This window comes from Luteimonas colneyensis (assembly GCF_014836665.1).
Lineage (GTDB): Bacteria > Pseudomonadota > Gammaproteobacteria > Xanthomonadales > Xanthomonadaceae > Luteimonas > Luteimonas colneyensis.
In genome coordinates this window covers 1-14385 of sequence record NZ_JACSQJ010000007.1, presented here as the reverse complement: position 1 = coordinate 14385, position 14385 = coordinate 1, and the positions used below count along the sequence as shown (strand labels likewise).

The following is a 14385-nucleotide window of genomic DNA, read 5'->3' as shown; positions in this document are numbered from 1 at the left end:
GCTCAGGACAGGCCCGGGAGATGCTGGCCCAGCCACAGCGTGCTGCCGCCGAGCACCGTGCCGATCACGGTGGCGGCGAGCACGTCGCTGGGCCAGTGCAGCCCCAGCACCACCCGCGACAGCGCGACCATCGCGGTGAACGGCACCAGCAACCAGGCCAGCTGCGGATAGTGGGCCAGGGCGACGATGGTGAAGGAGACCGCGTGCAGGGTGTGGCCCGAGGGGAAGCTGAACTCGTCCAGCGGCGCGATCCAGGCGCGGATGCGCACGTCCGCGGCGAACGGCCGCGGGCGCCGGGTCCAGCGCTTGAGCGCCTTGTACAGCAGCAGCGCGATGGCGCCGGTGGCAGCCATGTGCGCCGAGGCGCGCAGGCCGTCCATGCCGTCGACCAGCACCATCGCCGCCATCAGCACGTACCAGGCGACGCCGTCGCCAAGGCGGCTGACGGTGGCGAAGACCTTCAGCACCCCGTTGCGCGCGCACCAGGCGTTGGTGCGCAGGCAGAGCAGGCGGTCGGCGGCGAAGCGGCTATGCGAGGGCAGCGTGGACATCGGCGTGGCTCCTGCGGTGGGCGATGCCGGCGAGGACGGCGTCGAAATCGGCGGCGACCTGGGCCGGACGCAGCGACTGCACCGCCGCCCGCGCCGCCGCGCCCATGCCGCGGCGCGAGGCGTCCTCCAGCGAGAGGCGGCAGGCGGCGTCGATGAAGCCGGTCTCGTCGTGCAGCGTGATCGCGGCGCCGTGGAAGCCGTGGCGCAGGTGCTCGGCGGCGGCGCCATAGCGGTAGGCCACGGTGGCCACGCCGCTGGCCATGGCCTCGATGGTCACGTTGCCGAAGGTTTCCGACAGGCTCGGGAACAGGAACAGGTCGGCGCTGGCGAAGTGCCGGGCAAGCGCTTCGCCGAGCTGCAGCCCGCAGTAGATGAAGTCCGGGTTGGCCTCGCGGATCGCGGCCTGCTCCGGACCTTCGCCGACCCAGACGAAGCGCGCATCGGGGCGCAGCGCCTGCAGGGCCCGGAACGCGCGGATCGCCAGCCCGAGGTTCTTCTCCGCGGCGATGCGGCCGACGTGGATGACGGCGAGGTCGTCCGCACCCAGGCCCCAGCGCGCGCGCAGCGCATCGTCGCGCTGCGCCGGGTCGAAGCGCCGGGTGTCGACCGCGCGCGGCAGGTGCACCACGTGGCGGAAGCCGAGCCCCTCGAGCCCGGTGCGCAGTTCGCGGGTCGGCACCAGGGTGGCGGCGGAGCGGTTGTGGAAGCGCCGCATCCAGGCCAGCGCCAGCGGCTCCAGCAGCGGCAGGCCGTAGTCGCGCATGTAGTGGTCGAAGCGGGTGTGGAAGCCGGAGGCGACGGGGATGCCGAACGCACGCGCGGCGCGCATCGCCGACCAGCCCAGCGGGCCCTCGGTGGCGATGTAGACGGCGTCGGGGCGCTGGCGGCGCCACGCGCGGCGCAGTCGCGTGGCCGCGGGCAGGCCGAAGCGCAGGCCCGCGTACAGTGGCAGGTGCACGCCGGCGGTGAGCATGCCGCCCGGGCCGGCCTGGTCCTGGCGATGCTGGCGCGGACGCACCAGCTCGACCTCGTGGCCGCGCTCGCGCAGGCCGCGCTCCAGTTCGCGCACCGTCAGCGCGACGCCGTTGACTTCCGGCGGATAGGTCTCGGTGACGATGGCGTAGCGCATGGACGGCTCCGGTTTTACCGAAGCCTGCCGGCGCGGGGTGTCGCCCGTATGGCGTTTTGTTGACGCCCGTGTGACGCGCCTACCAGTGCAGCTGCACGCGCGCTTCCAGGATCGAGGGGTCGTCGTGGATGCGGGCGCCGCTGGCATCGGTGCGGCTGCTGGCGACGTCGACGTAGTTCAGCATCAGCTTGGTGTTGCTGCGCCAGTACCAGTTCACGCCCACCGTCCAGGCCTCCATGCGGCCGCCCCGCACCGGGCCGTCGTCGAGGTCGAGCTGATCGTAGCGCAGGCCGAGCTGCCACAGGCCGGCCTCGGCCACGCTGGTGCGCGGCAGGCCGCCGCGGTAGCCCCAGGTGCCGCCACCGGGGGTCCACAGCGCGCTGGCGTAGCCGCCGGTCGCGTCGAAGCCGGGGTGGCCGATGCGGTCGGCGCTGGCGAGGAAGTACTCGCCCTGCAGCTTCAGCGGGCCCTGGATCCACATCGCCTCGACGCCGGTGGTGGCCAGGCGGTCGACGTCGGCGAAGGCGCCGGTGTCGACCACGCGCACCGCCGCCATGTCGGCGTTGGGTCGCGCGCGCAGGCGCAGCGCGTTGGCGTCGGTGTCGCGGTCGACGTGGCTCAGGCCGAGGTGCAGCACGCGGCCGTCCTCCTTCAGCGGGGCCCACCAGGCGCGTGCGCCGTAGCCGGCGCCGCCGGCATCGTCGTCCAGGTTGCGGCCGAACCAGCCCAGGCTGGCGCCGTGGCTGCCGGCGTCGTAGCCCCAGGACGCGCCGAGCCTGCGGCCGACGGCGAAGGTCGACGTGGCGGCGGCCTTGGCGATGAAGTCGTTGTTGCGCGACGAGGACAGCTCCTCGAGGCTGTTGGGCTGCTTGTACTGGCCGAACAGGAGCGTGTGCTTCGTCGCGCCGTCGCCGCCAAAGGTCCAGGACACGTTGTTGTCGAGGTAGGTCTCGTTGTGGACGTCGTAGCCAAGCGCCCAGCCGAGGCCACCGGGGCCCTTGCCCTTCAGCGCCAGCTCGAAGCGGCGGATGCCGGTGGCGCGGTCGCGGCCGTCGGCGCGGGCGTCCAGGTCGAGGACGTCATTGTCGAACCAGTAGCCGTCGACCTGGAACATGCCCTCGAAGGACACCTCGGAGCCGGCCACCGTGCCCAGCGGCACCTCGGCTCGGGCGGGGAACAGGCACGCGGCGGCGAGCAGGGCGATCGGCGGCAACAGGGATTTCATGGGATCGTCGCGGGGCTGTCATACGGGGGGACCGCGAAGTCTATCGCGCGGGGACGGTCGCTCCCGGGGACAGTGCGTTTCCCCGACAGCTGAACGGATGGCGGCGGGTCAGCGCCGCGCGCCGAGTTCGACCACCCGGCTGAGCCCGCCTGGCGCGTCCTGGAAGCCGTGCGCGACCAGCGCGGCGCGCAGCCCGGGGTCGTCGGTGCGCGCGGAGGCCTGCAGCGAGCGGCGGCCATCGGCCTCGACGGTGAGCGTGGCTTCCAGCCACAGCGGAGCCGTCGCGTCCTCGGGCACCAGCGCGAGCCGTCCCGCGCCGCCTTCGCAGGCGGGCGTTCCCGCCAGCAGCAGCGGCGGCAGCGCCCCGTCCGCCAGCGTCATTTCCACCCGGACGCGCCCGCCGGCCTCGCGGCAGCCCTCGTCGTCGAACAGCAGCCGGGCGTCCTTCAGCGAGGCGCGCAGGGCCAGGCCCGGCGGTGACGGCAGCGGCAGCACGCCGTCCGCGCGGGACAGCCCGCGCACGCGCCCGGCGTGCAGCGCCAGCGCCGCTTGCGGCGTGTGGAACCACAGCTGGCGGCGCCCGAGCAGCAGCGGCAGCGGCGAGAGGCCCATGCGCACGTCGCCGATCGCGACGTCCCGCCACCGCGCCTGTCGCAGGCGCCCGTGCCACACGCTGCCGTCGACGCCCGCCGCGGACAGCTCCTGTGGCAATGCCAGCCGCGCCGTGGCCAGCTGCAGCGGCGCGGCCAGCAGCAGGCCCAGCGCGAACGCGCCCGCGAACCACAGCGCCAGCCGGCGGCCGCTCACGGTGCGGCTCCGGCGAAGCCGGCCTCGACGCGCAGCTGGCCGTCGGCGCGCTCGACGCGCAGCGATGCCGGTGCGATGCCGTGCGTGTCCACCAGCCCGCCCAGCCAGCCGAACAGCGCCGGCGACGCGACCCGCTCGAACTCCAGCACGATGCTGCCGTCGGGCGCCGTGCGTTGGCGGCTGGGTGCCAGCCCCGCCTCGCGCGTGCTGTCGAGCAGCAAACGCTGCAGGGCCTCGCCGCCGTGCGGCTGCGCGTTTGCCGCGGCGGAGTTGCCGAGCGTGGCCGCCGCGGCCTCGGCCGCATGGAGCGTCGCCACGGCGTGCGCGTGCCGGGCTTGGGCCTGTTCGTGCAGCGCGCGCAGCGGCCACAGCAGGCCGTACCACCAGGCGAACGCGGCCAGCATCGCGGCCATGGTGGCCAGCATCGCGCGCTCGCGCGGTTCGCGTCCCTGCCACCAGCGGCGCAGTGCGGTGATCATGTCGTTCATGCCGAGGGCTCCAGGGCCAGGCCGGTGTGCAGGCCGCCGGCCACCTCCGTGCTGCCGCCTTCCACCAGCCGCCAGCCGTCGGCGGCGAGGCTGCCCCGCAGGGCCTCCAGGTCGGCCGCGTCGCGATGGAACAGCCGCGCGCGCAGGCGGTCGCCGCGGGCGTATTCGAGGTCGACCAGGTGCGTGCCGGGGCGCGCGTCTACGGCGGCGAACAGCGCGCCGCTCGCCGCCGCGAACTCGCGTGGGGCGCGCGCGGCCTGGAGGCGGTGGTCCAGCCCGGCCGCGTCGCCGCCGCTTCCGGGCAGGGCGGCGTCCAGGGTCGCCGCCGCGCGCGACTCCAGCGCGCGCGCGGCCAACTCGAGGCGCAGCGCCTGGGCCGCCACCAGCAGCAGCGGCGACGCGAGCAGCGCCGCCGCCAGCCAGGCGAGGCGCCGCCGGTTGGCCGGGCGCGCGCGCTTGGCCGCGGGGGCGAACTCGCCCTGCAGCAGGTCGAGCTCGGGGGCCAAGGCATGCCCGGCCAGCGCATCGAGTCCGCCCTCGATCCGCGACACCGGGCGGGTGCCGAGCACCTGCGCCGCCAGCGCCGGCTCCGCGGCGAAGGCGAGCCCCGGGCCGCGCGCCAGCCAGCGGTCGCCGGCGTCGAGCAGGTTCGCCGGGGCGTCGTCGTCCGGGGCGGGCAGCAACAGCTGCTCGGGCACGGCGGCATCGGGTATGAAGCCGGACGCCGTCGCGCGTTCGAGCCAGGCGCGGAGCAGGGCGGGGTCGACCGCGGCCGCGGTGCGCCGGGTGGAGGTGCCGGCCGGATCCAGGGCCACGTGCAGCGCGGCCGGCCGGGCCAGGCGCGCGGCCAGCAGCGCAGCGGCCGCCGCCTGCGCCTGCGCCGCGCTGTGCGCGGGCAGATCCATGGTGTCGATGCGCACGGCGTCGCCGGGCACCACCAGCACGCCGTGCACGGGCCCGGCGCCGGTGGCGGCGGAGTCGCCGGCCCGCAGGCTCCGCCGCGACAGCACGCGGCCGCCGTCGTCCACGTCCAGCAGGGTGGCCGGCGCCGCCGGGTCGGCAGGGAGGAACAGGATGCGCTTGCTCATTCGTCGTGTGTCCATCGCCGCGCGACCAGGCGCACGGGACCATGGGAATCGCTGTCCAGCAGTGCGCTCAGCACCACTTCGGTACCGTCGTATTCGACTTCGGTGCGCAGCGAGAAATAGCGGGTGGCCAGGCGGACCTGCTGCATCGCGTCGTCGCCGAGGCCGGCGGCGCGGATCGCATCGAGGCTGAAGAATTCATGCAGCTGCCGCCAGCCATGCGCGGGGCGGGCGGCGATCACGCGCCGCGCCGCCGCCGGGTCCAGGGCGTTGTCGCTGAGCATGCTCAGCAGCAGGGCGTCGTCGTCCTCGAGCGTGTTGAGGTTGATCGGCGACAGCGCGTTGTCGGGCTGCGCGCAGACGTGGGGACGCAGGCGCCCGTAGGCCTCGGCGTCGTACGCGGCGATGGCGCGCAGCTCGCTGACCTCGGCCAGCAGCGCGCCCGAGGTGCGATAGCCCGGGCCGCGCGAGGCATAGGCGGGATCCTCGGCGCCGGAGGGGCCGGGAACCTGGTCGCGGTCGATCCAGTCGACCAGCGCATCGGCCATCGCCGCGGCCTGGCCGGGGGTGAAGTCGAGCGCCTGCAGCAGGGCCCGGTACTGGCGCACGCCCGCTTCGCGCCGGATCCACTGGTTGGGCGCGCCCTCGACCACGCTGTTGAGGTTGAAGCAGGCGCTGGCGTCGTCCAGGCGCACGCGCATCACGCCGCCGTCGATCGGGAACACGAAGGGGCGGCCGTTCCAGCCTCCCTCCAGGGTGGTGCGGCCGTCGCCGCGGTCGAGCTGGTGGATGCGCGCGCGCGCCAGCTCCTCGCTGCCCAGCGCGTACCACTGCGCCTGCGCCAGCGCCTGGGCGTTGCCGGTGCGGCGCAGGCCGAAGCGGATGTCGTCCATCACCGCGACCAGCAGCACGGTCATCACCGCCACCAGCAGCAGCACGGTGAGCAGCGCGGCGCCGCGTTCGTGCGCGCCGGTCATGGCGTGACCCCGGGCAGCAGGAAGCGCTGGCGCACATGGCCGATGGCGTCGAGCTCGAGCTCCAGTTCGACCGCTTCGGGCAGCGAGTCGGCACCGCCGAGCCAGCCGTCGTTCCAGCGGCCTTCGTCGAGGTAGGCCACGCGCGCGGCGTTGACGCCGTCGATCAGCACCCGCGCCGGCGGCGGCGCGGCGCCGTCCACGGCCGCGCGCGCGCTGCGCTCCAGGCGGCCGTCGACGATGCGGTACTCGACGTACTCCAGCGAGGCGCGCGGCAGGCCTTCGGGATTCTCGTGGCCGCGGCGGACGAAGGCGAACAGCGGGCCCGACTCGCCCGGGCGGCCGCCGATGAAGGCATGGCGGGTGTTGCTGCCATCGGCCCTGCGCACCAGGCGCACAGCCGCCTGCGAAAGGTCGGCGCGGAGCAGGGCGCGGGCGCGCTGGAATTCGCCCAGGCGGTCCATGCGCTCGCGCAGCACGCCCTGGCTGTCGGCGGCATGGGCCATCACCGCGACGCCGGCGGCGGCGATTACGCCGAAGATGGCCAGTGCGGCCATCACTTCGAGCAGGGTGAAGCCACGCAGCGCATCGCGTGCGTGCATGGCCGTGTGCGCGCGTGCCGTCGTGCGCTTCGTGAGCGTCGTGCGCGTCGCCGTGGCCTGGTTCACTGCGCGACGCTCCGGAACAGCGAGACTTCCGCCGCCACCCGCGACTCGCCCGGTGGCGAGACGCGGATGTCCACGCGCAGCAGCGAGGGATCGGCAGTCGGGGCGGTGCTGCGGGTCCAGCGCCAGTCGCGGCCGCCGGCCTCTTCGCTGCCGGCCGCCTGGTCGGCGAGTTCGCGCACGTCCAGGGTGGCGGCCTCGACCGCGACGTTGTCGGCGACCACCGCGGCCAGCACGCGCTCCTCGATCGCGACCGCAGTGCGCGTGCTTTCGCCCGAAAGGTTGAGCAGCCCGAGCACGGCCAGCGCGAATACCGCCAGCGCGACCAGCATCTCGATCAGCGAGAAGCCGGCATCGCTCCAGTGCCGTGGCCCCGTGCCCTTCGCACGGCGTGCGGCGATGCCCCGGCGGAGCGTCTGCACGCATGCCTCGACACGACGCTGGGCGGAGATTTCAGCGCGCGCGGCCATCGACTGTCACTTCGCCACCGTCGTCGACCGTGACCTGCATCCGGCGGCCTTCGCGCAGCAGTACCAGGCTGCCGGGCTCGGCGGCGCCGGTGGGGTCGAAGCGGAAGCTCATGCGCGCATCGCGACGCGGCAGCTGCGGCTGCGTGCCGGGCGCCCAGTCGACGGCGGCGAAGGCGCGGCCGTCCAGCGGCTGCCAACCGTCGAAGCGACGGCGCGAGAACCCGTAGCCGCGCGCAGTCACCGCCACTTCCACCGTGCGCATGCCGAGGATGGCCTCGTCGCGCGCGTGCGCCAGCCGCGCCGCGAACGTCTGTGTCTCCTTCACCAGCGCGTCGTCGGTGGACGGCAGGGTCAGCGCCACGGCGGCGCCCGCCAGGCCGATGACGGCCAGCGCCACCATCAGCTCGACCAGCGTGAACCCGCGCGCGCGCCGCATGGCCGTGGCTCAGCGCCAGTTACCGATGTCGGCGTTGTCGCCGTCGCCGCCCTCGGCGCCGTCGGCACCGAAGGAGAACACGTCGAAGCCGCCGCTGCGGCCCGGCTGGCGGTACTGGTAGGCCTGGCCCCACGGATCCTCGGGCAGGCGGCGGATGTAGCCGCCCTTGCGGTAGCGGTCGGGGCGCGCGAGGCCGGACGGCGCTTCAAGCAGCGCGTCGAGTCCCTGCGCCGTGGTCGGATAGGCCAGGTTGTCCAGGCGGTAGGTCTCCAGCGCCTGCTCCAGCACCGAGATGTCGGCGCGCGCCTTCTCGGCCATGGCGCGGTCCTGGCTGGGCATGACGTTGATCATCACCACCGTCGACAGCAGGCCGATGATCACGATCGCGACCATCAGCTCGACCAGGGTGAAGCCGCGGGCATGGCGCCGCCGCCTGCCGGATGGACGAGGCCTGGCAGCGCCGGGAGCCGCAGCGTGTCGCGGGGCGGTGGATCGGGGAGCGGTGCGGTCTTGCATGTGGGCCTCCATCAGCCGGCCACGAGGGCGTTGAACTGCAGGATCGGCAGCAGGATGGCGAGCACGATCACCGCCACCATCGCGCCCAGCACGATGATGATCAGGGGTTCGAGCAGGCTCATCGCCGCCGTGGTGAAGGTGTTGAATTCGCGTTCGAGGTAGTCCGCGGCGCGGTCGAGCATCGGCGCCAGCCGGCCGCTGTCCTCGCCGCTGGTGGCCATGTAGAGCAGCGTCGGCGGGAACACCGCCGCGCGCTTCATCGCGCTGGACAGGCTGCCGCCCTCGCGGATGACCTCGACCATCGATTCCGTGGCCTCGCGCAGCACGGTGTTGCCGACCGTGCGTGCGGTGATCGCCAGGCCTTCGATCAGCGGCAGGCCGCTGTCGGACATGGTCGCGAGCGTGCGCGCCATGCGCGCGGCGTGGACGTCGCGCAGCAGGGGGCCCAGCAGCGGCAGGCGCAGCAGTACGGCGTCGAAGCGGCGGCGCAGGGCGGGGCGGTGCAGCAGGCGCGTGGTGGCGAAGGCGAGCGCCGCCAGCAGCACCAGCAGCGGCAGCCACCACGCCACCAGCGCGTCGGAGACGCCGATGACGATGCGCGTGAGCAGCGGCAGCTCGCGACCCATGGATTCGAACTGCTCCACCACCTTCGGCACCACGAACACCATCAGCGCGATCACCACCAGCACTGCGGTGACCGCCAGCGCGGCCGGGTACACCAGCGCCGAGACCAGCTTGCCGCGCACCTGCTGGTCGCGCTCGTGCAGGTCGGCCAGGCGTTCGAGGATGGCGGGCAGGGCGCCGGTGCCCTCGCCGGCGGCGACCATGGCGCGGTACAGCGGCGGGAAGGCGCGGGGCTCGCGCGCCATGGCGTCGGACAGGCGGAAGCCTTCGACCACGCGCGCATGGGTGGCCATGACCACGCGCCGCACCGGCGCGCGTTCGGACTGGCTGCCGATGGTGCGCAGCGCCTCCTCCAGCGGCGCCACCGCCACCAGGGTGGCGAGCTGGCGGGTCAGCAGGGTGAGGTCCTTGCCGCTGAAGCGGCCGCGGCTGCGCGAGGCCTGTTCCGCGCGCGCGGTGGCCGGTTCCACGCGCACCGGCAGCAGGCGGCGGCCCTCCAGCAGGCGGCGCGCATCGGCGGCGCTGCCGGCATCGATCACGCCGTCGCGGCTGCGGCCCTGGACGTCGAGCGCGGAGTACTCAAACGACGCCATGGTCCTGCAGCTCCTGGCGGGTGACGCGCATGGCTTCCTCGAGCGTGGTGTGGCCGCGCAGCACCGCGGCGCGCGCGGCGTCGCCGAGGCGGCCGCCGCGGGCGAAGGCGGCATCGGCCAGCGCGTCCTCGTCGGCGCCGGCGCCGATCAGGTGGCGCAGGCGCTCGTCGACTTCCAGCGCCTCGTGGATGCCGAGGCGGCCGGCATAGCCGGTGTGGCTGCACTGCGCGCAGCCGGTGGCGCGGTACAGCGTGGCGACCGTCGCTGCGCCCGTGGCCGTGGCGCCGCCACCGGCCGCGGGTCCGGCATGGTTGGCGGCATCGTTCGCGCCCTGTCCCAGCAGCGCCAGCGCGGAGCGGAGGCCGTCGCCGACCAGTGGCTTGCGGCAGGCCGTGCACAGCCGCCGCAGCAGCCGCTGCGCCAGCACCAGGCGCAGGCTGGACGCCAGCAGGAAGGGTTCGATGCCCATGTCGCGCAGCCGCGTGACCGCGCCCGGCGCATCGTTGGTGTGCACGGTCGACAGCACCAGGTGGCCGGTGAGGCTGGCCTGCACCGCGATCTGCGCGGTTTCCGGGTCGCGCACCTCGCCCACCATCACCACGTCCGGGTCCTGGCGCAGGATCGCGCGCAGGCCGGCGGCGAAGCTCATGCCCACGCGCGCGTTGACCTGGGTCTGGCCGACGCCGTCGATGGCGTACTCCACCGGGTCCTCGACGGTGAGGATGTTGCGGCGGCCGTCGTTGAGCGCGGCGAGCGCGGCGTAGAGCGTGGTGGTCTTGCCGGCGCCGGTGGGCCCGGTCACCAGCACGATGCCGTTGGGCACGCGCAGCGCGCGCTGCAGCGCGTCCAGCACGCCCGGCTGCATGCCCAGGCCTTCGAGCGACAGCGTGCCCTGGTCCTTGTCGAGGATGCGCAGCACCACGCGCTCTCCGCCGCGCGCGGGCAGTGTGGACACGCGCACGTCCAGCGCCTTGCTGCCCATGGCGAGGCCGATGCGGCCGTCCTGCGGCAGCCGCTTCTCGGCGATGTCCAGGCGCGCCATCACCTTCACGCGCGACACCAGCAGCGGCGCGATGCGCCCGGGCAGGCGCAGCGCCTCGCGCATCACGCCGTCCACGCGCATGCGCACCACCAGCGCGGATTCGAAGGGCTCGATGTGCACGTCCGAGGCGCCGATGCGCGCGGCCTCGGCGATCAGGCCGTTGATCAGGCGGATCACCGGCGCGTCGTCCTGCGCATCGAGCAGGTCGGCGGTGGCGGGGATGTCGCCGGCCAGCGCGTCGAGATCGCCGGGAAGGTCAAGGTCGTCGGCGCCGCCGGCGAGCGCGGCGTCGGCGTAGAGCTCGGACAGGCGGCGGTCGAAGGCCGTGCGCGGCAGCAGCTCCACGTCGAGTCCGATGCCGAGGCTGCGCCTCGCCTCCAGCAGCGCGGCGGGATCGGCGTCCTCGCGCAGGCCGACCCGTGCGCGTCCGGTCGCGTCGTCCACGCCCAGCAGCACCACGCCCTGGTGCTTGGCGAACGCGTAGGCGAAAGCGGGCAGGGGTCCGCTCATCGGGCGGCGTCGGCGCCGGTGGCGGCTGCGTTGTCCACGCCCATGTCCGCAGCCGGGGTGGCCGTGGTGTCGGCCGGGCCCGCGGCCGGCGTGGTGGGCATGGCCGGTTCGGTCTGGCGCGACGCGGGCACCGGGGCTGATGTCGTTCCGGCGCCCGGCACCGGCATCGCCGGCGGATTCGTGCGCAGGTAGTCGCGCACCAGCTCGTCGAGTGCGTTCTCGCGCTCGCCCATCACCGGCAGCTGGCCGCGCATGTAGTCCCAGCGCCCGGCGCTCATCGCCTGCGCGTCCGCCGTGCTGCGCACGATGGTCGGGCGGATGAACACCATCAGGTTGGTCTTGTCGCGCGAGCGCGAGCGGTGCTTGAACAGCTGGCCGACGATCGGGATGTCGCCCAGCAGCGGCACCTTGGACACGGTGTTACGGTCGTTCTGGTCGAGCAGGCCGCCGAGCGCGACGATCTCGCCGTCGTCCACCAGCACCCGCGTCTCCACCTCGCGCTTGTTCAGCACCAGCTCCGAGAAGTCCTCGCTCACCGGCCCGGCGATCGACGACACCTCCTGGCGCAGGGTGAGGGTGATGCCGCCGCCGGCGTTGATCTGCGGCGTGACCTCGAGCTGGATGCCGACGTCCTGGCGCTCGATGGTGCGGAAAGGATTGCTGTTGTTGTCGCCCAGCACCTCGCCGCTGGTGGTCGGCACTTCCTGGCCGACCAGGATCCGCGCCTCCTCGTTGTCCAGCGTCAGGATCGAGGGCGTGGACAGCAGGTTGGACGCGGTGTCGCTGTTCACCGCGTCGATGATCAGGCCGAAGGTGGCGTTGTCGTTGCTGCCGGCGATGCCGCCGAGCGCGCCGTTGATGCCTAGCAGCGACTGCACCGCGGCCTGGCGCGCGAGGTCGAGTACGCCGTCGTCGTCGTTGCCGTCGCGGCGCTGCTGCTCGGCATACCAGCCGCCGGCGATCGGCATGATCCCGGTGCCCGCGCCGGGATGCTGGGTGGCGAGGAAGGGCACGTTGCTGCCTTCCTTCCCGGCCACCAGCAGCTGCGCGCCCAGGCGCTTGGCGGCGTTGTCGGAGATCTCGACCACGATCGCCTCCACCAGCACCTGCTCGCGGCGGGTGTCGAGCTGGGTGATGACGTCGACCAGCAGGCGCTGGGTCTCGGGATCGGCGTTGATGATCAGCGAGTTGGCGCCGGGGTAGCGCACGATCGTGGGCCGCTTGCCCGGCACCGCGCTGATCACCTGCGCGGTGGTGGCCTCGGCGGCACCGGCCGCGCTGGCGGCCACGGTGCCGCCAGCGTCCTCGCCATCGGGCGTCTGCCCGACCAGCTGCTGCAGCACCGGCAGCAGCTGCTCGGCGCTGGCGTGCTGCAGGCGCACCACGCGCACGCCGCCGGTGCGCTCGGCGCGGCGGTCGAGCTCGAGGATGGTCTGCACCACGCGCTGCACCGCGCTGGGCGCGCCGCGCACGACGATCGAATTGCTGCCTTCGACGGCCTGGATCGAGAGCTGCCCGCCGCGGCCATCGCCGCCCCCGAACAGCTGGTTGACGGTCGCCGCGACCTCGCGCGCCGAGCTGTTGCGCAGCGTCACCGTGTCGATGCCGGCGGTGTCGCTGTCGATCTGCGCCACCAGGCCGCGGATGCGGCGGATGTTGTCGGCGTAGTCGGCGACCAGCAGCGCGTTGCCCTGCGGCGTCGGGATCACCACGCCGCCGCGGCCGACCAGCGGCTTGAGCGTCTCCGCGGCGATGCGCGCGTCGACCGTCGACAGCGGCAGCACCTGGGTGGTGAAGGCCGAAGCGCCATGGCCGCCGCCGGGCGACTGCACGGCCTGGGCGTCGGGCACCACGCGGTAGGCGCCGGGCCCGGCGCTCACCGCCACCAGGCCGTTGGCGCGCAGCACCGCCAGCAGCACGCCCAGCAGCTCGGACTCGTCCATGGCGACGTCGCGGGTGATGCTGACGCTCCCCTGCACGGCCGGGTCGATGATGAAGGTGGTGCCGGTGGCGCGCGCCACGTCCTGGATGAAGGCGCGGATGTCGGCGTCCTGCGCGGTCACTCCGGCACCGGCCTGGGCGAAGGCGAAGGGCGCGGGCTGGGCCGTGAGCGCGAGGACGAGGGCGGCGGCGAGGAGTCGGTGGTTCACGGATTCTTGGTCTGCAGGGTCGCGCTGCGGATCTGGCCGTCGCGGCGGAAGGTGAAGGTGATGGTGTCGGCCCCGGCGAGGGTCTCGGCGAGGGCGGCGTGGAGCTCGGGATCCAGCGCTTCGTTGTTGACCGACAGCAGCACGTCGCCGGCCTGCAGCCCGGCCTGGCGCAGGACGACGTCGTTGCCGCGGGGAATGACGGTGTAGCCGGTGATGCGGCCATTGGCCTCTTCGGGCGCGAGGCCCATGCCGGCGAGGAGCCTGGCGGGGTCGACCACCGGGACCTCCGCGCTGGGGGCCGCTGCGGAAGGTGCCGCCGCCGGTGCGGCTGCCGCGGCCGGTGCGCGCGTGGCGGTCCTCGCCACCGGTGCCGCGTCGGGTCGGCTGAAGCGCAGCTCGCTGCGACGCCCGCCGCTGTCGAGTACGACGTGGTCCCCCAACACCTCCGCCAGCACCATGCCCGGCGTCACCTCCGTGCCGGCGGCGACGGAGCGCTGCGGGCCATCGGCGGTGGCGAGGATGGCGCTGCCACCGCCCGTGGCGGGACGGACCGCGAACAGGTGCAGGCCCGATGCGTCGGCGCTGGCGATAGGGCCGCGCTGCGGATGGAAGGCGTCGATGGCAAGGCGCGCGGGCTGCACCGGCAGGTCCGGCGGCGCATCGAAGGGCAGGGTGCCCAGGCTCGCGGGCGGCAGCAGCAGCCAGGCCAGGCGCGCCGCCTGGACGCCGAGCAGCAGCACGATGGCCAGCTCGGCGGCGCGCCGCAGCCCGTCCACGCCGCCGGGCCTGGCCAGCAGCAAGCGGGGATCGCGGAAGGCGTCGAGCATGGGCACGGGCAGGTCGTCCAGGCGCGGGAGGTGCGCCGCCGCGACAGCATGCGAAGGTTTCGTGACAGCCGGGTTTCAGTTGACACATTCCGGTCGCAGAACCGGAAAAAAGGGGTTCTTCTTCCCAAGTGAGGGGAAGAGGCTCTCGCGGTCGAACTGACTGGGGTGATGTTGGATCGGCGTCTGTTACGGCCGGAGATGCTTGCGGGGTTGGGGCGTGATGCAAGTCGGCTCCGTGGTGGTGTACGCGGCCCGTCGCGCACACAGGGGGTGTGCTCCCCCGGCATCTCCGC

Annotated in this window: 13 protein-coding genes and 2 pseudogenes; all 15 read right to left on the bottom strand. The window is 74.0% G+C overall.

Annotated features, from left to right (window positions below; translation table 11 throughout):
• Nucleotides 1–2: 2 nt before the first annotated feature.
• The gene (locus H9645_RS11640) at nt 3–551 is read right to left on the bottom strand and encodes a phosphatase PAP2 family protein (RefSeq protein WP_191729865.1); all 549 of its coding nucleotides are present in this window, start codon (nt 549–551) and stop codon (nt 3–5) included.
• Entirely contained in the window at nt 529–1680 is a 1152-nt protein-coding gene (locus tag H9645_RS11635) for a glycosyltransferase family 4 protein (protein WP_191729864.1), read from the bottom strand. Before H9645_RS11635 ends, H9645_RS11640 begins: the two co-directional genes overlap by 23 nt.
• Nucleotides 1681–1759: 79 nt before the next feature.
• Nucleotides 1760–2905 (bottom strand): OprO/OprP family phosphate-selective porin, encoded by a 1146-nt coding sequence (locus tag H9645_RS11630; RefSeq protein WP_191729863.1) that lies wholly within the window; start codon nt 2903–2905, stop codon nt 1760–1762.
• Between the two features lie 108 nt (nt 2906–3013).
• A complete protein-coding gene (gspN, locus tag H9645_RS11625) occupies nt 3014–3712 on the bottom strand; it encodes a type II secretion system protein N (protein WP_191729862.1) in 699 nt (232 codons plus the stop codon).
• Nucleotides 3709–4200, bottom strand: coding sequence for a type II secretion system protein GspM (gene gspM, locus H9645_RS11620; protein ID WP_191729861.1), 492 nt, complete (start codon nt 4198–4200; stop codon nt 3709–3711). Before gspM ends, gspN begins: the two co-directional genes overlap by 4 nt.
• On the bottom strand, nt 4197–5288 hold the full coding sequence (gspL, locus tag H9645_RS11615; protein ID WP_191729860.1) for a type II secretion system protein GspL: 1092 nt from the start codon (nt 5286–5288) through the stop codon (nt 4197–4199). Before gspL ends, gspM begins: the two co-directional genes overlap by 4 nt.
• Nucleotides 5285–6262 (bottom strand): type II secretion system minor pseudopilin GspK, encoded by a 978-nt coding sequence (gspK, locus tag H9645_RS11610; protein ID WP_191729859.1) that lies wholly within the window; start codon nt 6260–6262, stop codon nt 5285–5287. The genes gspL and gspK overlap by 4 nt, the downstream gene beginning before the upstream one ends.
• Complete coding sequence (gene gspJ / locus H9645_RS11605) at nt 6259–6861, bottom strand: type II secretion system minor pseudopilin GspJ (RefSeq protein ID WP_189494524.1); 603 nt, start codon at nt 6859–6861, stop codon at nt 6259–6261. Before gspJ ends, gspK begins: the two co-directional genes overlap by 4 nt.
• 62 nt (nt 6862–6923) lie before the next feature.
• On the bottom strand, nt 6924–7346 hold the full coding sequence (gene gspI / locus H9645_RS11600; protein WP_386659912.1) for a type II secretion system minor pseudopilin GspI: 423 nt from the start codon (nt 7344–7346) through the stop codon (nt 6924–6926).
• A gap of 31 nt (nt 7347–7377) precedes the next feature.
• Nucleotides 7378–7830 carry a GspH/FimT family pseudopilin gene (locus H9645_RS11595; RefSeq protein ID WP_189494526.1) on the bottom strand — a complete coding sequence of 151 codons (453 nt, stop codon included), beginning with the start codon at nt 7828–7830 and terminating at the stop codon, nt 7378–7380.
• Between the two features lie 9 nt (nt 7831–7839).
• Nucleotides 7840–8259: pseudogene (gene gspG, locus H9645_RS11590) on the bottom strand (type II secretion system major pseudopilin GspG); the annotation flags it as partial.
• A 98-nt stretch (nt 8260–8357) separates the two neighbouring features.
• Nucleotides 8358–9563: a type II secretion system inner membrane protein GspF gene (gene gspF / locus H9645_RS11585; RefSeq protein WP_191729857.1), complete on the bottom strand. Its 1206-nt coding sequence runs from the start codon at nt 9561–9563 to the stop codon at nt 8358–8360.
• On the bottom strand, nt 9550–11115 hold the full coding sequence (locus H9645_RS11580; RefSeq protein WP_191729856.1) for a GspE/PulE family protein: 1566 nt from the start codon (nt 11113–11115) through the stop codon (nt 9550–9552). Before H9645_RS11580 ends, gspF begins: the two co-directional genes overlap by 14 nt.
• A 95-nt stretch (nt 11116–11210) precedes the next feature.
• Nucleotides 11211–13265, bottom strand: a pseudogene (gspD, locus tag H9645_RS11575) (type II secretion system secretin GspD); the annotation flags it as partial.
• Nucleotides 13262–14092 carry a type II secretion system protein N gene (locus H9645_RS11570; RefSeq protein ID WP_225218223.1) on the bottom strand — a complete coding sequence of 277 codons (831 nt, stop codon included), beginning with the start codon at nt 14090–14092 and terminating at the stop codon, nt 13262–13264. The gene H9645_RS11570 and the pseudogene gspD, both read right to left, overlap by 4 nt.
• Nucleotides 14093–14385: the final 293 nt, after the last annotated feature.